The sequence below is a fragment of the Butyrivibrio fibrisolvens genome (assembly GCF_037113525.1).
Classification (GTDB): domain Bacteria; phylum Bacillota; class Clostridia; order Lachnospirales; family Lachnospiraceae; genus Butyrivibrio; species Butyrivibrio fibrisolvens.
Map to the genome: position 1 here is coordinate 2941999 of NZ_CP146963.1, position 19861 is coordinate 2961859.

Genomic DNA, 19861 nt, shown 5'->3' on the forward strand with positions numbered 1-19861 from the left:
GGGATATATTTGCTAATGAAAGGGGGTTTTAGGGGATGGATGTCAGCCATAATCGTTTTTTCTAGTGAGAAGGGCCGGAATCTGATCCGGAACCCCAAAGTTAATAACCTAAAAATGAAACAAGTCTACATCAAAAAAGCGCAGTGAACCTGCGCCTTTTCTATTTCATAATCATATCCCAAGGGTATACCAATATTTTAAGATGTCCATTTCAAGCGCTTAGCCATACGTTCGCTATCCTTACCATCATAGAAGTACCAATCCATATAAAAAACACCGTTTTCTACTGAGTCATATTTCAAATAAATAATTAAATCATTTTTAATATATCTCATAAAACAACTACTTCTCTCATAATTCAACATAACATCGTCCGAGATTGTAATACTATCTTCGTCCCCATATGTATATTTGCAAAGTGATCCGCAATTATATGTGTCATCAATACTTGATATATTTTTATAATAATATATAGTTTTGCCATCTGTACTTAAACTTCCTTTTATATCACCATCACCGTTAACATAAAAACTCAGAGAAACATCTGATGCTATCTTTTGAGGTTCAGAACTATTTTTATAAACATACAGATTACCGTTTTTATCATTACGACTAACATCCTTTGCATAATAAACATAACCATTTATGCAATCATCATGCATTATTCCAACGTCTCCAGCTATCTTTTCTTCATCCTTTAGCTCTGCTTTATCAAGTTTTGCTTGCCTGAGATTATCATTATCATCTGTATAATACAAATATCCTTCATATGTTGCAAACTGATTGACGCCAGAAACAACTTCTTCATGTTCTCCATCATCGGTTATGTAGCAAATACTTTTTCCGTTATTATCATTAACAACACAGTATAAACCATCAATTTTATCTGATGTATCATGGACTAGAATCCCATTTGATGTATAGAAATCATCAGACACTAATCCGCCACTTAACTGTATTTTTACTGGTTCATTCCCTGAATTGATTAAAAACAAATAATCTGCACCTGTAGGGAAAGCGACAATACTTGTTTGTGTTTGATTATAATCTACATGTACATAACCATACTCTTGAGAAATCCCATACGAGCCAATTTTAGATTTCTCTCCATCAGAATACATATACAGATCAATCGAATCATCGTCACTTGTATACCAAATTACTGTATTCCCATCATTACTAACAAATAATACACTCCAATCCACTTCGCAATTTCCAAGCTTTTCAGGTTCATCCGAAGATGGTTTTAAAATATAAGCCGCATTGTCTTTGAAATAAATCAAATTAAAATTATCTATTGGACAGTAATATGATGTTCCTAATTCAACAGAAGTATCGTCTTCCAATGAGTATCTGTAGTAATTCCCTTTAGTATCTGCGTAAACAAAGCCTTCATTTTTTACGATTCCTAAGTATGCCGCCGTATCACATATAAGATCCTTATCTTCATCAGCTACATTCATAAGATATATTTTATCGTCAGCAGTCAAATAAACAATTTTCTGTCTATCTGGTAAAACATAGGAATCAACTACATTATCATCTATTTCAACAATATCTCCATTCATCAGCGGGACATATGCATTTGAATCATCATCATACATACCCTGAATACAAACATCATACATACCCGGAATACAAACATCTGCCATCTCAACACTGCTTCCACTGATATTCAAGTCCAACGAACAGCCAGAAAGCACGGCAACAGATGTAACACCTACAACTATTTTCCTAAAAAGTAATCCTATTCCCTTTTTAGGATACGCCATTTGGTCTCCTTGCACATTTTGAAGCGCTTTTATTTCGAATTCATTACCCATACAATCATTCCCCTTTCGATATTAAAAGTTTACCTTTTGAATTATTTATATATCATCCCTGTTTGCAGCTTAGCCTATAAATGCAAGGTTAGTTGCCACAACCAAACTATTCTACTTCAACCCAAAATCTATTTAAAGATATAACTTATACATGTCATGTAACTCAGCAATAAATAACAAGTTGTTAATGAATAATAACTAATCCATAAAAAAGGACCTCCCATAACCGTATTTAATGCGATCATGGAAGGTTTTAATTTAGTCTTTAATCATTGGCGGATTGTACTTCTCATGCGCCAATCCCCTGACCTCATGAATATAATCATCACTTACGCTATCCTTAAAAGTAAGGCAATTGTCCTTTATACAGAATACTTCAGCAAGGGGATTATCTTCATTAAGGAGTCTCTCCAGATCTTTGCACCAGGGATAATCCATATTTAGCTCCAGCGGCTTATGTGTTATGGCTTTGCCCTGCTCTATCCATAGTTCACGCTTTCTTTCGAGCTTAAGCCATTCCAATATGTCGTTAGCTATTACAACCAGGGTTCGCTGTTCTATATCAGAAGTAACTCCCAAAGCAGCTCTATCCCGCGTTGTATTGAATTCAATCAGCTTATCTACTATATTCATGGCACATCCTCAGCCAAATGTCGGTACTATACCATTTTACGCCATACGGCTATTATGTCTTTCTCTTTTTAATCTCAGGTTATACTCACCAAATGCTTTCGATGTCTGGTAGAGAAATACTATTTTCACAATGTTTGTAATAAAGAGTACTATTACTGCACCTATAATCAGGATCATTCCTAAAGCAAGCACTAAAATTAAGCTACACATCATAGCGATTATGGCTCCAATGTACCACTTCCATAATATCAGCCAATTTTCTGATAATTCGTCATCCACTCCTTTGAGCACGCTAGAATGAGCAGTGAATTCATATTTAGTGCCTATAAGCCCTGCTACAATAGCAACCAGCGAGATAAGTACTCCCACGCCTGCAAGTGTGGCTGCCAATGACGTATCAGCGGTACTCGCAGTACTTGAATAGGTCATCATCCTTCCTGAGTAGGTCGTGTTTACATAGTTTGATGCAGAACTTTCAGCAGCCTTAGCAGCAGAACTTGCTACAGCAGACAGTATCAGCTTGATTATATCTGCTGCTGATACTACCAGAGAGCAATAGCCTGCTACATTGTATCTGTCGTCCTTAGATGAGATCTTTAAAAGAATAAGTCCATAGGCAATGGAACATATCGTACTTATAACATAGCCTGCGAATAATAGACCTTGAGAAGTCACGATTTTTCCATTGCTTAGTATGGATGCAATAGTAGTCGGTATGAATAGCAAGAATAGGATCATGATCCAATTGCTCAGAAAATGTGCGCCCCTTGGCGATAGTCTTTTTCCACTGTTACTTTCCCCATTAAATGTTTCTGTCATATTTAGTTCTCCCCGATTTTAAACTTTTTTCGCGCTGAAATTATTGATACGCGCCAACGTATTATACAAAAATTTTAAGTTTTACACAAGGTTTAGAAATGCTAATAACAGGCTTTCCATATGTTAGTTAATTCTTTTCCCACCAATAAGCCGGATCTGAGAAATTCTCAGAAAGCCATCCTTCATAGTCATCTACTTCTTCGCCATCGACTGTGAATACGCCGTCATGATACTCGGCAATGTATTCTTCTGTATAGGATTCTGTAGAGATTGTCGCTCTCATGTAATAGGAATTGCCTATTCCGCCGCTTCCCCTGTATGTTCCATCATTCTGAAGTTCTTCGAAACACCTTGTAGTCGTCATCTTTCCATAGTACTTACCGTCAATGTGCGACAGGATCAGTAAAAACCGCCCTTTTATCTTCCTGCTATTTTTATTTATAATAATTCAGCCAGAAAACCCATGACCTTTAGGTCGTGGGATGAATGGCGTCACTAATAGATGCGTGTATTTTACTGCATCACATTCTTTTGGGTAAAACATATGATATAATATATATACAGGAGTGATCCGAGTCTTATGAAAGGAGAAAACTGTATGTATCTTACTGTAAAACAGCAGGTAAAACATCTATCGAAAGACGATTACTGTTCAATAAGAGAACTGTGTCATTCAGCTAAAAATCTTGCAAATGAAGCCATCTATAATGTTAGGCAGTATTACTTTACTGAAGGTAAGTTTCTGAAGTATGAGAAGAACTATGTTCTGTTAAAGAACAGTTTTAATTACAAGACCTTAAATTCAAATATGGCACAGCAGATCCTCAAAGAAGTAGACGGCAGTTTCAAGTCATTCTTTGGCTTACTTAAACTTGCAAAACAGGGTAAATATGCTTTTAAGGATTGCAAACTGCCAAATTATCTTCCAAAAGACGGGTATACCACACTTGTTATAGGTTTTGTACGACTTAACGGGAATAAGCTGATACTTCCGTTTTCAAACAGCTTTAAGAAAACCCACAAGCCGGTTGAAATCACAATCCCGCCGATCCTGCTTGATAAAAAGGTTAAAGAGATACGTATCATACCAAAAGCTCATGCCAGGTTCTTTGAAATCCAGTACACTTACGAAGCTGAGTGTGTTCAAAGAAATCTTAACAAAAACAATGCACTGGCGCTCGATCTTGGTATAAACAATCTTGTAACCGCAGTATCAAATAATGGCAGATCGTTCATAATCGACGGAAGAAGACTCAAGTCCATTAACCAGTGGTTTAACAAAGAAAATGCCCGCCTGCAGTCCATTAAGGACAAGCAGCATTTTGGCAAAAAGACTACAAATCGTCAGAAAGCCATTGCTCGTGATCGTAACAATAAAGTAAATGACTATATGAGCAAAGCTGCACGTAAGGTTATAGACTACTGTATCTCTAACGATATCGGAACCCTTGTAGCCGGATATAATGTTACATTTCAACGGAGTTCACATATAGGCAAACAGAACAATCAGAATTTTGTTAATATCCCTTATGGCTTATTAAGAGATAAACTGTCATACCTCTGCGAGCTTAATGATATTACTTATGTTGAGCAGGAAGAAAGCTATACATCAAGGTCATCATTTTGGGATAAAGATGATATCCCTGTTTACAATGATGACAATCCAAAGGAATATCAGTTCAGTGGTAACAGAATACATCGTGGAATGTACAAGACTGCCAGAGGGATTAAATTTAATGCCGATATTAATGGGGCATTAAATATAATGCGTAAAAGTAGCGTTGTGGATCTTAGTATCCTATACGGTAGAGGCGATGTGGACACGCCTGTAAGAATAAGGATTGCCTGAATATCAGGTGGAAACTTAAATGTCAAACTTCTTAAATGGAGCCGTTAGGCTCTTAGAAGCCCATTACCTTTAGGTGATGGGTAGTTCACCACCCGTGATATTCACCGTTGTACTGGATGAGGGTTATATCCTTCACGTTTTCAAGATTCCTGATCTTTTCTTCAAAGAAAAGATTCTTATCTTTAACGGATATCTCGATCGCCATCTCCGTCTCCTGCGCGCGAAGGGTCTTAGATTTGATACAGTACTTGAGCTTTCCAAGTTCCTGAAGTATCTTGTCGCCGGTGTCATCGCCTGTATAATGGACAACTGCAACATATATGGACTGGCCTGAAGTTCTTGAATAAAAGATGATAATAACAACAAGCATGATAATACTGCTGCATATTGCAAGGAAGTACATCCCGGCACCTGCTGTGATGCCGGCTGTTATGGCCCAGAACAGGTACAGAAGGTCAAGCGGATCCTTGATCGCTGTTCTGAAGCGGACGATAGAAAGCGCACCGACCATACCAAGGGATATAACAACGTTGGTACTGATCGCCAGCGTTACCATACATGTCAGAACTGTCATACCCACGATCGTTACAGCAAAGCTCTTGGAATATATGACGCCTGCATAAAAGACTCTGTATACCAAATATATAAAAAGTCCCAGTAAAAGTGCAGCAAGAAGCGAAACAAATATCTGCTCCACATCCGTTTTGGTGAAGCTGTCGGAACTAAGGAAAGAATTCTTTATAACATCTTTTACGCTCATATTATTCCTCCTCGTAAATCAGACCTTGGTGTACCTGCATCTTCGTAATAATCAAATCCGTGAAGATATGACGTCTTCGACGCACACATCGTAAATTTGGAATAAGCGGTTATATCTGCTGCCCCTGCCGGAATTATGTCTCTGACTATCCTCGGGCAAAACTCTGTGAATTTAACTTCCATGATGCACTTCCCAACCTCCATACAAGACAGAGCCGGAAGATCAGGATCAAATATATCATTTGAAAGGACTGCTGCCCTCACATCGGAGTCAAAGGTCACTCGAACAGTTCCTTCCGGCAGGATAAAGGGTACCCTGTCATAATCAACCACTACCCGTGGCTTCATGAGTTTGGTTATACACTCTACGTAGAACTCCCTCAGAAGGTTATTATCTTTCTTTAGCAAAAAGAGATAGTCCCCTTCGATCAGCTTCAGCGCCTCATCTCTAGTCAGTGAAGCCGATTCCTTGAAAATATAACTTCCAAACTTTTTCTTCCTCTCAAGCTTTATAGACGAATCCTGACAGTTATAAATCCTGATCCTCCACTTGGCTCTTTCTAATATGCCAGCTTCCTTATCATTAAAAGCACTGTTCCAGTAGTCGTCGAAGTATATGGATCTTATCATGTACCCATTTTCACCAGCATGTAGATCTAACTGCATCAGATATTTCAGCCGCAGCATCAGAAGATCCCTATCACTGCACTTTATTAGATATTTAAGTTCGTGCCTATACCTTTCACCCATACTTAAACCTCTATTTCGAATCTTTCGCGTCCCCGCTTACTCTTCCACATATGTATCTTCCGTTATGCTTCCATCGAGATTTACAAAGAAGCTCTTCATGCCATAGTAATAGCTGTCATTCGCAATGTAGTAATCAAATGCACCTTGTGAATAACCGGATTCATTGGTTGCCGTAATACTTATAAAATACTGACCTCCGGGATCAAGCTGTATCTGCTCCGAAATAGTCGTCCACACTCCTTCATACGTTGCGATCACATCATTAAGGTTATAGTCTCTTGCGATCTTGACAGTATAGGTTATAGTTTCAGAATCAAAATCATATGATGGATCCCACCCGCAAGACAATATACCATTTTCATAGGTTATTTCTCCTATGTAGAATGGCTGTGGCTGCTCCAGTGATTTGAGGTACTCCTGATAATAATACTGCGGCTCATCAGGAATGATATTAAGCAATGTATCGTATTGTTCACTTGTCAAAGGCGTATACAGAGAATCTATTCCTGTGTACACATAAGGCTTTACTACTTTACTATAGCTCTCCACCATGCTGCGTAGTCTTTCAGGTGTCATATATGCAAGTTCATCTCTGATAGCAGCATCAAGCGCCGCCCTGAATTTATCTGATTTAAGACATCTTTGGAATAGTACATTGCCCCAATAGTTACTAATTCCCATCTGCCATCCACCAAACTCTATAACATCCCTCATTTCTCTCTCTGTGACCATAAAGCTGTCATCACAGTCCCAGGACAAAATATACCAGGTGTCATTATTTACCGGACTATACAGATAGAAATTACGGCTTGAGGTATCAACATTCCCTGTCAGGATCTGAAAAGCCATCCAGTATGTAAGGTTTTCAATATTAAAATATTTTTCAAGTATAGTATCTATCGGAATAGTATAATCATTTACATCTTCTATCATCTTAATAAGCTTAGTATTATCATTACTTCCCTTGATCTCCATGTATGTTTCAAAAAGATCAAGATCAAAATCAGGATCATCTACATTTTTGATGGCATCCTCATATCTGTAGAATTCAAAATAATTGATCTTATAAAGATAACCACTCTTATTAAGTCCATGAACCTTCAGAGCAGTCTTGTTAAGCTGCTCAACCTGAGTATACAGGCCATAATCTTCAAAACCATCATCTGTTCCGTCTGTAAGATCATTAACATACAGATGCACAAACTGAGTTCTAAGACTCATCATCTGATCAATCCCTGTCATAAGGTCAAAACAGAGCTTATTCCTAAACCTCAATCCATCCATCTCGTGCTTGTTCAAAGCAATAGTTGTCTGCCCCCTGAAATCTCCCTTATTATCCTTGATCTCTATTTTGTAATTCTTCTGATCATATCTGGTAGATGTCTGGCCTCTTATATTAACCGTAGCATTAGGCGCAGTCTCCCCATATCCAAGCTCTCCAAAGGAAGGCCCGTTCTCATCTCCCACCTGCAAAAGGCCTGCAACCTTATATCTGTCAACACCCATATCCTTATAGTCAGAGTCACTATAACTATTGATCTCTTTCCAGGTGTGATCTGTCCCTTCTGCAGCATTACCCTTCCTTACAGTCAGGTACATGGTCACAACATCATAAGGATCATCATTTATGTAAAGAGCATAATTGTCAGATATATTATCAGTAAGCACCGTATCCTGGGCAAAAGAAACATCCTCCACCTGTGAAGGTGTTCTCTTTTGCTGCTCAATTTCGGTAATAGCCGCATCGTAACCATCCTGGAATACGCTAAGAGCTATAAGTGCTACTATCAAAACAAACATAGATACAAATCGGCTAATCTTCATAGCTTACCAGCCTCCTGTTCCTGCTTAGCTGCAACCTGTTTTTCTAAAACCCTGCCACCTGATCTTCCAAAGAAATTGTCAAGTTCCTCACCAAGAAAAGTAAAAACGCTCCTTTTTTCCCTTCGCACCATAGGCTGAGATGCAAGGATATGGAAAGGAATATTCTGCAAAAAGGTATATAGCCTGAAAATGCAGTATACAAGATATGCCATACTGCCCAGAGCAAATGCAAAACCGTAATATCTGACATTAAAATTAAGCGATATTATTGACCCCGCAGTTGTTACCACCGCAAATATCAGCGTAGAAATCCCTGCTCCCTCATAGTCGGTAAAATACATAAGGATCAGCATTATAACATTGCCTATCGCATAGACTCCGTACCCTACGCACAGTATCCTGAAATATCCGTCCATAAGATCGTCAAAACCAAGAGGAAGCTTATTAAGAAGAGTCATACCTATCGATAGCATGAGCGCCGTAGCATAAAACTGCCTCCTTGCGGTATAAACAAGCTCGTGAAGCAGAACCTCCTTCATCTCTTTTTCTGCGATCTTGATCTCTCCCAAAGATCCTTTCCCGTTAAAAAGGTCATAATATTTTCTGTACTTGGGATAAAAATGGACCTCGACAGAAGCTACAAAATTGATATTGGTAATGAGTATCGTCATAAAGGCAAAAAGTGCCGGAATATCATGCTGGGGCGCTCCGTAGTACAGTCCCTGTATATGCTTACCAACATTGGAGAACCACGCTATTACAAGATGCGAATACAGTCCTATACTTGAACAAAGACCTATGATCACAAGAGACTTATATTCATCTATCCAGTGAAGGAAAGCAAAATAAGCCCTGCTATTTGCAGGAAAATACTGATACAAAAGAAGTATGTCAACACACATCATGACACCGTATCCAAGACAGACAAATCCAAGTAGCAGCTCTATGGATACCGGAACAAAAAAGCATATGACTACCGAACCTCCAAGCGATACCAATATTGAAATAACATATCCAATAAGTATACCCTTGTAATTCTTGATCGCCGTAAGGTAATTCATCATCATCCATACGCACAGAAGTTCAGAGAGCATAACAAGATTAAGAAGCACATGGATCATGCTGGTACCTGTTACTATAAGGATCGTTCCATAAATAAAACATCCTACAGGAAGAATTATAAACAGCGATCCTGAAAGCGATCCTATAACTTCCTCTTCTTTTTCCTGATAGAGCATGTCTGATACATATCTTGTAACGACCATGCCAAGGATACCTGTGATAAAAAGGGATATGAGAAGGTTATAGGTTATCATACTGGTAAGAAACTCCCTGTTTTGCTCACTGAGCCCAAAATGAGTCGCTATGATACCTATCCCCATCAGGTAAAAAATTCCAAGCAACATTGGACCTGCAGTTATCATGCCTGTGTAGCCGTAGGCACGAAGAACTCCAAGTACGCCAGTAGCCTTGAATAATTTTTTAAGCTCAAAACCAATACCAGCCATATATCAGCCTTTCGCAAAAAATATATGTTTTCGCAACTTTGAATCAGCAATCCGCATTTACTGCAAAAATCTCTGCCTTATATATCGAGGCAATCAAACCATAAAACCAATCTAAAATACACTCTTATACAATTCCTCATAGAGCCTTAACATATCCTCGTGTCTATAGTATGCTTCTACTCGTTTTTGCCCTATTTCGCCCATCTTTACCCGTTCACTTCTACTCTTACACATCTTCTCCATTGCACGCGCAATTCCTTCTCTGTGCATAGGAGGTGCAAGGAATCCGGCCACTCCAAAATGATCAGAAGGTCCGCCTTCTAAAAGTTCTCTGCAGCACCCGACATCCGTAGCAACGCATGGTCTTCTTGCGGCAAGTGACTCAAGAACAGATAAGGGCTGTCCTTCGGAGATAGATGTCAAAATTGTAAAATCTATTTTTTTCATATACTCAACTATATTGACCTGGCCTGTAAAAAGAATGTCATCCTTAAGCCCAAGTGAATCCACAAGATTAAGGCATTCCTCATAGTATTCATCTTCGTCAACGCCGCCAAGTATGTGGAGTCTTACATCAGACCTTTTGCTTTTCAGTTCGTGAAAAGCATATATCAGACTCTTGATATCCTTGATCTGGGCAATCCTTATTACAGCTGCGATATCTATCATGCCATCTTCAGGTTTAAGCGGAATGTCGCAGAACCTCTCATATCTTATTCCATTCGGAATAACCGAGCATCTGGCAGGGTCTGCTCCAAGCTCGATCTGAGTCTTTTCGGCTCTTTCAAAAAGTGATGTGATCTTTACAGACCTTTGATATATGGCATCTGAGAGCATGTAGAAGAACTTGATCCACTGCCTCTTAAAGGCCGGCTGAACCCACTGCGCCCTGATGATCTCTTCTTCTCTTTCTCTTGAATAGATACCATGCTCTGTCAAAAGAACCGGCTTTCCTGTTTTATATCCGCCTGTAATTGCGATGATCCCTGCATATCCTGTACAAATAGTGTGATAAAGGTCCGCTTTGGGCACATCCTGCATCAGCATGTAAAGAACAGGCAGGAGCATCGATCTCATAGTGTGAAAAGTATTTGCAAACGGAACGTAAGGATACTTTTCATCGCACAATTTCTGAAGAACATCAAGAAACTCCTTGCTCATAAGGAAGGACGAGGGATTAACATGCTTATCCTGAAAAAGATGAAGCAGTATCTCCCAGTTTGGATGCTCGCAGTCAAGAAAATGACTAAGGGTTTCTTTTTCCTCATCATTAAGAGGCGGAATCTTTTTCCTGTCAGGTTTAATTCTTAGAGCATCATCCAGAAATACTTCCTTGATCTCAACTACGTTGTCAGGTATCTCGTAAAAAAAGTCTCCTTTGTCTTTGGCGCGCGGACCTATAACCCAGAGCACGAATTCATGCTCTTTCATCGCACTTATCATCTGATGTGCCCATGACGATACTCCGCCATGAGTATATGGATAACTACCCTCAAGTATCAGACAGATCCTCACGCTTGTCTCCTTTGATCACTGGTATCTAAATTTCTCTAATCGAAAAGATCATTTATATATGACTATCTTATTTGTATTTAAATATCTACTTTCTGTATTCAATCTCTACCACATCTTCCTTGATCTCAAGAAGATACAGATCGCCTTTAAGATACGTAAGCGCTCCTCCTGTAACACTTCCAAGCTGACCACGGTTAACTCTTACAAGGCAGTAAGCTGTATCAATTAGCCCCTCGGTATTTATGGTTATACCATCATCTCTTTGATCTATATCGATCACTATATTGGTAAATCTCTGAACAGCGCCCGCCATTCCGCTTCCTGTAAGATGCCTCATAGGCGGAGCTGATTCATTAAGCCATACCATGTACTCTTCGATAACACTTTTTACAGATTCCCATCCAAGATCAGCACCCCTGTCGATATCAAGAAGATCATCAGGATGCATGAAGTGGGATGCAACAAGATGGAAATTCAGCTCTGAAAAAGCTGCAAATCTCATATAACTATCCTTAACACCGCCTGACACTATTCTTGGAGTGTTGATCATTCCGCTTTCATCAACATCAAATTCCTGGCTGTATGCATCGCTTTCAGAAAGGTATATGGATGCAACAGTCGTGATCTTTGGATATTCATTGTCGATTATGGCAAGTCCTTCCTTCGAAAGTATGTTAGACGGCGGAACATATACCTGAAGCTTTGCTGTTGGGAAAAGACCTTCGGAAAACTCTATTACTTCCGTCAGAGCATCACGTATTGTTTCCTGGCTTTCCCACTTTTTATACCCAAGCTCGGTCTTATATTCGAAGTTATTGTCACAAAGCGGCTGATGATTGTATCCGTGATAGCCAAGTTCACCACCCGCATTAAGGAGCATATTCCCGTAGTAATAATAGTCCGCAACATCAGTATTTGACTTAAGTTCGCCGCTGACCTGATTTTCATAGGTCTCTATGACAAGACCCGTATACTGAAAGTTATACTCATTTCCAAGTGAAAGAAGGTCCGGCCACCATACATTGGTATAAAACTCCGCTATGTCCATGTCATAGTCACGTCTTATATAAGTACCATCTCCCTTTGGAACAGGCGACGGAAAATCGTCAAGATAGAAGGTGGCGCCGTTTATAACAGGATATATACACACATCATCAAGAAGCGAGTATGCTGCAGAGTAAATACCTCTATATGCCTTTTCACAATATCCAAAATTACATACTACAAAATATCCATCCCCGTACTTTTTTCTCCAGATAAGAGGGGTTGAACCGCAGGTGGCAAACACTTCGCTAAGGTCATCAAGGTTGACCTGCATTGATGAAGGATAATAATCCACCAGGAAAAAAGGCGTATTGTTTGAGCCAAGCATAAAGTCATCTTTTGGATCAAAATAATCGACCTCGATATTGTTAAAATCAATATCAGTTATTCCAAGCTTTCCGGTGATGATATCAAGAGTCTCTTCTCTTTCTAAAGGAAGCCAGAAAAGAACTTTTCCTCCATCTTCTACATAGTCTGCATAGTCCAGTATCTTCTCTCCAAAAGCGGTGAGATGTTTGATACCCATTATTACCTTGTCATAGCCCGTAGGGTCAGGAATTCCCTGGGCTATATCATAAACTTCATAAGGCACCCTCATATCCATCAGGATCTGCTTAAGATTCTCACTTGCCAGGACCGAATTTTCATCACCTGAATCCATGATATAAAGGCAGGTCTTATCTTTGGATGACTCCTTGTGATAGGTGATAAGATCATTATCAACCACAAGAGAATTGCCCTCTGCTGCCTTATATGGAATGCCTGCTCTTTCTATCAGGAGAAGTACCAAAAAACCTGCAAATCCGATCAGTATTCTAAGAAGGATAACGATGTTTTTTCTCATGCCTGCATCTCCTCCTTTCCTGACCAGAAGGAGATCAGCTTTCGAAGCTCAACCGATTTGTATCCGTCTTTTTTGTCATAATCATTTATAAGCTCTTTTAACTGCTTGCCCTGACGTGTCTCGTAGTAGTAGCGGACTCGAAGGGTAAAGGTCTCTTCATCCTGCGGGTACTTGTCATAAAGATAGCTGGTAAGCTCATCAGCAAGGCCGAACTGTCCTGAATCCATATAGCTTTCCGCAAGCTCCATATAACTTTTCTTAGAAGGATGGAGCCTTATCAGCTGGCGAAGAAGCTGCTGATAGGTATTGGTCGATATCTCAAGAAGCTGACCTACGCACAGGCCGCTGTTTATATAACTTGAAAGATAGTCGGCATAACTTGTTATAAGATTTTCATTGTTCTGGTCATTAGCATATTCTGTCGCATACTGCTGAAGGCGAAGCTCGTACTCTTTGGAAAATTCTGCCATGGCAGTGGTTGCATAGTGAACGACCTCAACATCATCATTGAGGCGGGCCTTGCTAAGGGCGCCTACATACTGGCGGTTATTCTCCATAAGAACGTCAAGCATGACAGATCTTCTGGTAACCGGGTCATCCAAAATAAGTGCATCTTCAAGAGGTATATCATTAGTAGACTCCACGGGCCTTGAGGGTTCCTCTTCATCACTTAATAAAGATGCCTTCATGTTCTCAAGCTCTGCATATTTGGAGCCTGCCTTTCCACTTACATAGTAAATATGGATTATCGCAGCGCACATAAGCCCAAATACCGGCACGAAGAGCACTACTGCCAGAAATGGGAGGGGAATCTTTATGAAGTTAAGGGCTGTTAGTACACCTACGGCAATTACTGCTAAAAGATGTACTACTATAAATGAAATTAGTATCACGCTAGTTTATGTCCCCTTTATGATCTTTTTCACGTCTTCTTTCACTTCTTTTGTTTATTCTTTTATTCTTTTATTTATTCTTTTATTTATTCTTTCATTTATTTTGTTTATTCTTTTACTTCAGTAGTTTCATCAACCGGATACATATCTTCAATCTTTTCACACTTAAAGCCTGCCTTTTCGAATCTTCCCATGATGATCTCTTCACCCTTTTCATCAACCTGGGTTGCAAGAATATATACATTGCCATCATTTCCAAGACAGACAGAGTCGTTGTATCTTGTCTTTCCACGAAGAAGAGTTTCCCATTCATCTGCTTTTTTGCCTTCTCCGTCTATTTTGAAAAGTCTGAAATCAGTGATCTCATTATCTGACATGTTGCGCTGGATCCTTAGCTGCATACGGAAGTAGTCTTCATACATAATTCCGCCACCGTTATAGAATTCGCGCTGCCTTACTGCACTTTGATACTGCCATGCTTTAACTATGAAGTTTTCAAGAAGACCTGCGAGAACTCTTATAAGGTTTGCATAGTAAACGCTCATCTGTGAAAAGGCTACGTTGTAAATCGCAATAAGAACCGTAACATTACCATCAGAAAGAACACCAGCCACATAACAGGGCTGCCCTTCCTGCGGCTTCCTGTTGATCCATAGTTCACCTTTAGACAGAGTTTCTATGATATCGGTATACTCAGACAGGTCGATGGATTTTTTGATACGTCTTGCAATTCCCGGGGAAGATACTTCCAGTCTTGCAAATCTTGCAGAAGAATCATATATCGTATATATGGCAACAGAATGATTATCAAGAATGTCTTCAATAACAGGAATGGATTCTGCAAAGATAAGCTCTGATCTTGACTGATTGAGCCTTGTAACGACATCAAATATCCGGCCAAATCCCTGCTTTGACAGAGTCAGATTCTGCTTATATTCATTCTTGTACTGAAGTGCTTCCTGATACAGGTCTGATACAAATTCATTTTCCGATTCAAGCTTTTTGTTCTCATCACGTACAAAGCCTGCCTCATCTTCTTTTCTCTGACGGGTATATCCACAGATAGCGGCTGTGATATAGAACAGGATAAAGGGAACCCAGTTACCGGGATCATAGAACAGCATCATCCACTCAGTGCCGTTTCTGTAATAGGCGATGGCAAGGGATATGATCATCAGAGTTGCAGATATAAAGCCGGCTGCAGAGCCCCAGATCGTAGACATTATGACTACAAATAAAAGTCTGTAATCTATAAGTCTGAACTGAACATTGGATTTTGAGATATGAACTGCCAGTTCGACCATAAAAAAGCCAAAGGTAAGTTCAGCCGTAAGGAGCAGTTTTTGTGGCAGGCGGACTTTGGCACGCAGCCTTTCAAAAAAGCCCATCTTATGACTTTCTTTTTCCAAAAATTCTTTGTAAAGCTCGGGTACCATATCAGATGTCCTGCTGAGGGCAATCCAGCCGTAGCGCTCTCTTGCTATCTTTTCATCAGGATCCATATAGCTGTCAGGAGATCCGTCTGCAGGATTTATATCAGCATTAGGAACAAGACTCTTAACGACTGAAATAAGATCGTCAATAGTCTCATAGCCTGAAGGAAGAAGATGTATTGATTCATTTTCATCTCTAAAGTCATCAAGAAGTCTGAACATAAAAGTAGAGAAATCTTCATGGCTTATGAACATGAGTCTGGAACCGGCAGTTTTGTTAAGATTAACCTTTCTGCCATTTCTTATATCGGTGAATAATCCCGTGAAAAAGCCGCCCTTGTGAAGGTGACCGACTATACCGGGAGAATATATGATCTTGAGAGTAAAGCCATAGACATCGCGGTAATACTTAAGGAGGTTTTTGCAGCTTTCAAGCAGTATACCTTTGTCGCTGTCTTCCTCTTCTTCTGAAAGATAGGGGGCTATAAAGATAAATTGACGAAGTTTGATATGCCTTGTAAGTGACAAAAGAGCATTTAACCTGTAAATCTCATCTGTCGGCTCGAAGCCTGGTTCTGTATAGCGCGACCAAAAGATAACCCTTTCAAAACCATATGTCAGAAAGAGTCTTTTAAAATTATCATCCAGAGGTGAAATGGGGATCCATCTGATATGTCTCTCTTTTCTGGGTGTGACAGAAGGATCGGCAATGATCACGGTGTCATCCCCGAATATCTTTTCAATACTTTCATCCGAAATTGCATTAGCATTCCCAGTAAGTAAAGTATCCATTTTATACCTTTCCCGAAGCATACCTATATGAAAAAAAGCCTTCTAATAGTATTCTCTATTATTTCGGCTTCTTTGGAGGTTTTGTTTAGATGGGATTGTGCGGGCAGGAATATGGCAGATAAGATCATAGGCCTCATGTGAAATAATTCTGGATTTTTCTAAGGAGATTATCCGCTTTCGTGAACATGCTATACTTCAGCTCCTAATCTCCTAAGAAAAATCTGGAATTATTTCAAAATCGGCCTACAATCTTATCTGCCATATTCCTGCCATTCACGTTTTCGTATAACTAAAAAAGCAACCGATAAGTGATATGATTCGACATAAAGTTACTTCATATCAGTTATTGGTTGCTTTTAATAATAAATTTACAATATATCGTGACCAACGTTGTGAATGTTATCGCCATCCCATTCGTCAAAGATTTCGATTTGGGGATTGGATAATAAATCCTGATAATACTTGCTGTTATAGAAAGCTTCTATTGCAGCCTGGTCACGTTCTGGACCGCCAGGGATTGATGTATATATGCTTAGGTTTATGCGCTCAAAGTGCCCTAGTGCTATTTCTATGTCTTTTTTCAGCTGGTCTATGGTCTGGCAATCCATGCCGAACATGATGTTGACCCACTGGAAATACTGGGATAGCTGCTCGGGGGTTACTCCTGGGAGGCCTTTTCGAAGGGTCTTTTCTCTGATGTTCTCATCAAAGGTCTCGACGCCGCATCTAAAGAGGACTTCTATGCCACGTGAACCGAAGAATTCGGTATAAAGGTGGTTGGTGTCTCTATAGATGTAATGGCCTTCGAGGATGACGGTCTTGATGCCTTTGTCTTCGCAGGTCTGTCTGATGTAGTTCATTGTAGTGAAGGGGAGCTCTGTGTATGAAGCGGAGCAGGTTACATCAAGGCATGAATTTCCTATCTCCTGACCCCGTACCTGGGACAGGACTTTCTTGTTAAGGATGTCGCAGGCAAGGACTGATGAGGATTTATCATCCTGGTAATCGCAGAAAGCGCATTTGCCCCATGAGCATCCGAGAGATACTAAAAGCACGTGTTCTCGTGGCAGGGAGCTGCTGTTATCATATTGATATCTTACAAGATCGTGTATCATGCTGTAACCTCATTAGCTTCATCTGAAGATTCTTTCTTATCGTTTTCATCTTCGATAAGGATTCCTGTTCTTCCAACGATTTTCTTGGAAAGGTATAAGAATGGTGTATCGAAAATGGCTATAACTATCTCAATAAGTGAACCTGCTACTGCAATCTGGAGGCAGTAGAGAAGGCTGTAAGTTCCTACAAATGCAAGAACTGAAAATGCAAAGTTTTCAAGGCAGTTACATAAGATAGTGGAAATGTTGTTTCTAAGCCACATATGCTTATCGCCTGTCTTTTCCTTGATCTTCTGGTAAAGAAGAACGTCGCACCAGTTAGATACGAGGAACATTAGTCCTGATGCGGCTGTGATTCTGATTGACATTGCGAAAATGATCTGCATGCCGGGATCTACAGCATCGTAACTATTAGGGATAAAAATCCTGGTGAACTGAGCAAAGACTATGTAAGCGATAAGTGCGCCTGCAGCGATCTTTACTGCGTTTTTGCTGGCTTTATCGCTATATTTTTCGTTGAGGATGTCTGTTACAAGATAGGTTGATGCAAACATGACACTGCCAAGTGCTGTAGATACGCCGGCGATATCAACCTGCTTGGAAATCTGTATGTTGGCGAATACTACTGCAAGGGCCATCCATGTATAAAGGCCCCATTTGCCAAAGAACTTGTCCATGAGTAGTACTCCGGAGAAACATACGATCAGCTCAAAAAAACCAATTATTAGATTCATCATTATTTCTTAACCTCTCTCTATCTACTCAGGGATGGTTAGAAATAACGAATAAGCGAATAAAAAAGCTCTGCGTTTTTTACGCAGAGCAATTAGAAGCATAGAGTATTCCTAATCAGCCCTGGTTTTGTTTAACGACAGGATGGTGCAAACGAACTGTCGGTGTCATTTTTGTGAATGACCTTGGTAATACTACACGATTAGGAAGGGGATGTCAAGGATTCAAATTGATTCAAAAGTACAACAAAATGCTCTAAAAATGCGAAAAAGGAGCGGCCTTGGGCCACTCCTTGAAAGATTAAATCAGTAATATTTTCTTACCTGCTCTTTACTTACATTTGCGTAATCTTCATTTTCGATAACTGCATCATAAAGAGAATCAAAATCTTTAATATATGCCTTTAAACTCTTTACTAAGGCACGCAAACCTTTTTCTAAGCCTTTTTCTAAGCCTTCTTCCAAGCCTATCGTTAATCCTTTAGTTAATCCTTTATTTTCCATGCTTGTCGCATATGTGCACATCTCCGTCACCTCTTTCTCTATTTCTCTCGTAAGTGGCAACCCGTATTCATTCTCAAGCGCTGTTATCTTTGACTTTGCATCCATCGTCTCATCAAATAATACAGTCAAAAGCTTGATAGTGTTATTATCCGTATCGCTAATATCGTGTTTTTCACTAATGTTGATTATTGTTGTATTAATGATATCATATCTCGGATTGTCTGAGTTAGTCCCTAGCAAAAAATCTCGCTGAATTTCATAACGCTCAATTGAATTAGCTCTCTTTTGAGCTGTTTCCGTACATATCCATATTGAATAAACCTTCTTAATATTACCATATTTTACAGGATCATCTTTATCTGTAGAAAATTCAGTACCAAGCTGTGCCGATACCATTCTACAACAATAAAACAACCCTCTAAGCGGAATATCATATCCTAGATTATCTTCGTTTTGAGCTTCAACATCTATCAAAATCTTGATAAATTTCAGTTCCTCCGCTTGTGGTATTTTCAGATATGTCCGAATATCATACTTGATAAGTCCCTCTTCATTCTCATAATCCTCAATATTCTGACCGCTAATTAATTCTTTTGAGTTCGTAAGTCCCTTATCAACATATACTTCGCTGACAACAACCTCTCCCTCTATGCATTTCTCGATGTCTTCATATGACAGATTCTTACATTCAGCCATAACCTCTTTGAATAATCTGGCAAGTAATGGTTTATATGCAAGAATCTTTTTTACATTTTGATCAAGCTTTATCTTGGTTGGATCAGTACCTTTTAATGTCTTCCCAAGTGATGTTAATTGTTCCATTTATATATTTCACACCTTCATTATTGATTGATAAAAAATACTTCTTCTATTTTGTCTGTTGTTACTGACCACAAATGATGTGCCAGCTCTGAACCAATGTCATTTAGTTAACATCACGAGTTAGATTCTTTATTTAGGGTCTAACTCATTTTTTATATAAAACAGTTGACATAGTGAATCAAATATGCGGCCGCTCTAACTAC

General features: G+C 39.4%; 16 protein-coding genes. 1 reads left to right on the top strand and 15 read right to left on the bottom strand.

The genetic code is table 11. The annotated features are described in order from the left end of the window. Positions 1-197 precede the first annotated feature (197 nt). The 4 genes from WAA20_RS12300 to WAA20_RS12315 all read right to left on the bottom strand — a co-directional run bounded on the left by WAA20_RS12300 (position 198) and on the right by WAA20_RS12315 (position 3639). Entirely contained in the window at positions 198-1823 is a 1626-nt protein-coding gene (locus tag WAA20_RS12300) for a hypothetical protein (RefSeq protein ID WP_139263760.1), read from the bottom strand. A gap of 258 nt (positions 1824-2081) precedes the next feature. After that, the gene (locus WAA20_RS12305; protein ID WP_073388016.1) at positions 2082-2456 is read right to left on the bottom strand and encodes a hypothetical protein; all 375 of its coding nucleotides are present in this window, start codon (positions 2454-2456) and stop codon (positions 2082-2084) included. Positions 2457-2492: 36 nt separating this feature from the next. Next, the gene (locus WAA20_RS12310; protein WP_073388018.1) at positions 2493-3275 is read right to left on the bottom strand and encodes a hypothetical protein; all 783 of its coding nucleotides are present in this window, start codon (positions 3273-3275) and stop codon (positions 2493-2495) included. A 127-nt stretch (positions 3276-3402) separates the two neighbouring features. Continuing rightward, the gene (locus tag WAA20_RS12315; RefSeq protein WP_073388020.1) at positions 3403-3639 is read right to left on the bottom strand and encodes a hypothetical protein; all 237 of its coding nucleotides are present in this window, start codon (positions 3637-3639) and stop codon (positions 3403-3405) included. A 216-nt stretch (positions 3640-3855) separates the two neighbouring features. Here WAA20_RS12315 and WAA20_RS12320 point away from each other — a divergent pair, with 216 nt between their 5' ends. Continuing rightward, entirely contained in the window at positions 3856-5124 is a 1269-nt protein-coding gene (locus WAA20_RS12320) for a transposase (RefSeq protein ID WP_338801120.1), read from the top strand. An 85-nt stretch (positions 5125-5209) separates the two neighbouring features. Here the strand turns inward: WAA20_RS12320 and WAA20_RS12325 are convergent, their stop codons facing one another. From WAA20_RS12325 to WAA20_RS12375, 11 genes are all read right to left on the bottom strand, one after another. Continuing rightward, positions 5210-5884, bottom strand: a complete 675-nt coding sequence (locus WAA20_RS12325) for a DUF4956 domain-containing protein (RefSeq protein ID WP_073390339.1) — start codon at positions 5882-5884, stop codon at positions 5210-5212. After that, on the bottom strand, positions 5881-6633 hold the full coding sequence (locus WAA20_RS12330; protein ID WP_073390337.1) for a polyphosphate polymerase domain-containing protein: 753 nt from the start codon (positions 6631-6633) through the stop codon (positions 5881-5883). The genes WAA20_RS12325 and WAA20_RS12330 overlap by 4 nt, the downstream gene beginning before the upstream one ends. A gap of 36 nt (positions 6634-6669) precedes the next feature. Beyond that, entirely contained in the window at positions 6670-8457 is a 1788-nt protein-coding gene (locus WAA20_RS12335) for a CotH kinase family protein (RefSeq protein WP_073390336.1), read from the bottom strand. Continuing rightward, positions 8454-9965 (bottom strand): exopolysaccharide Pel transporter PelG, encoded by a 1512-nt coding sequence (gene pelG, locus WAA20_RS12340; protein ID WP_073390334.1) that lies wholly within the window; start codon positions 9963-9965, stop codon positions 8454-8456. The genes WAA20_RS12335 and pelG overlap by 4 nt, the downstream gene beginning before the upstream one ends. 111 nt (positions 9966-10076) lie before the next feature. Next, entirely contained in the window at positions 10077-11480 is a 1404-nt protein-coding gene (pelF, locus tag WAA20_RS12345) for a GT4 family glycosyltransferase PelF (protein WP_073390333.1), read from the bottom strand. A gap of 85 nt (positions 11481-11565) precedes the next feature. After that, the gene (locus tag WAA20_RS12350; protein ID WP_073390331.1) at positions 11566-13368 is read right to left on the bottom strand and encodes a DUF2194 domain-containing protein; all 1803 of its coding nucleotides are present in this window, start codon (positions 13366-13368) and stop codon (positions 11566-11568) included. Then, a complete protein-coding gene (locus tag WAA20_RS12355; protein WP_139263872.1) occupies positions 13365-14261 on the bottom strand; it encodes a hypothetical protein in 897 nt (298 codons plus the stop codon). The genes WAA20_RS12350 and WAA20_RS12355 overlap by 4 nt, the downstream gene beginning before the upstream one ends. A 107-nt stretch (positions 14262-14368) precedes the next feature. After that, complete coding sequence (locus WAA20_RS12360) at positions 14369-16486, bottom strand: hypothetical protein (RefSeq protein WP_073390327.1); 2118 nt, start codon at positions 16484-16486, stop codon at positions 14369-14371. A gap of 368 nt (positions 16487-16854) precedes the next feature. Continuing rightward, positions 16855-17601, bottom strand: coding sequence for a hypothetical protein (locus tag WAA20_RS12365; protein WP_073390325.1), 747 nt, complete (start codon positions 17599-17601; stop codon positions 16855-16857). After that, positions 17598-18338 carry a queuosine precursor transporter gene (locus tag WAA20_RS12370; RefSeq protein ID WP_073390323.1) on the bottom strand — a complete coding sequence of 247 codons (741 nt, stop codon included), beginning with the start codon at positions 18336-18338 and terminating at the stop codon, positions 17598-17600. Before WAA20_RS12370 ends, WAA20_RS12365 begins: the two co-directional genes overlap by 4 nt. A gap of 300 nt (positions 18339-18638) precedes the next feature. Then, entirely contained in the window at positions 18639-19658 is a 1020-nt protein-coding gene (locus WAA20_RS12375) for a hypothetical protein (protein ID WP_073390322.1), read from the bottom strand. Positions 19659-19861: the final 203 nt, after the last annotated feature.

What these genes read in the sequence shown, in the direction of transcription:
- WAA20_RS12365 (WP_073390325.1), bottom strand. Translation starts at nt 17,601, where the DNA reads ATGATACACGATCTTGTAAGATATCAATATGATAACAGCAGCTCCCTG.
- WAA20_RS12375 (WP_073390322.1), bottom strand. Translation starts at nt 19,658, where the DNA reads ATGGAACAATTAACATCACTTGGGAAGACATTAAAAGGTACTGATCCA.
- WAA20_RS12305 (WP_073388016.1), bottom strand. Translation starts at nt 2,456, where the DNA reads ATGAATATAGTAGATAAGCTGATTGAATTCAATACAACGCGGGATAGA.
- WAA20_RS12300 (WP_139263760.1), bottom strand. Translation starts at nt 1,823, where the DNA reads ATGGGTAATGAATTCGAAATAAAAGCGCTTCAAAATGTGCAAGGAGAC.
- WAA20_RS12360 (WP_073390327.1), bottom strand. Translation starts at nt 16,486, where the DNA reads ATGGATACTTTACTTACTGGGAATGCTAATGCAATTTCGGATGAAAGT.
- WAA20_RS12310 (WP_073388018.1), bottom strand. Translation starts at nt 3,275, where the DNA reads ATGACAGAAACATTTAATGGGGAAAGTAACAGTGGAAAAAGACTATCG.
- pelG (WP_073390334.1), bottom strand. Translation starts at nt 9,965, where the DNA reads ATGGCTGGTATTGGTTTTGAGCTTAAAAAATTATTCAAGGCTACTGGC.
- WAA20_RS12330 (WP_073390337.1), bottom strand. Translation starts at nt 6,633, where the DNA reads ATGGGTGAAAGGTATAGGCACGAACTTAAATATCTAATAAAGTGCAGT.
- WAA20_RS12320 (WP_338801120.1), top strand. Translation starts at nt 3,856, where the DNA reads ATGAAAGGAGAAAACTGTATGTATCTTACTGTAAAACAGCAGGTAAAA.
- WAA20_RS12335 (WP_073390336.1), bottom strand. Translation starts at nt 8,457, where the DNA reads ATGAAGATTAGCCGATTTGTATCTATGTTTGTTTTGATAGTAGCACTT.
- WAA20_RS12370 (WP_073390323.1), bottom strand. Translation starts at nt 18,338, where the DNA reads ATGATGAATCTAATAATTGGTTTTTTTGAGCTGATCGTATGTTTCTCC.
- WAA20_RS12350 (WP_073390331.1), bottom strand. Translation starts at nt 13,368, where the DNA reads ATGAGAAAAAACATCGTTATCCTTCTTAGAATACTGATCGGATTTGCA.
- WAA20_RS12315 (WP_073388020.1), bottom strand. Translation starts at nt 3,639, where the DNA reads ATGACGACTACAAGGTGTTTCGAAGAACTTCAGAATGATGGAACATAC.
- WAA20_RS12325 (WP_073390339.1), bottom strand. Translation starts at nt 5,884, where the DNA reads ATGAGCGTAAAAGATGTTATAAAGAATTCTTTCCTTAGTTCCGACAGC.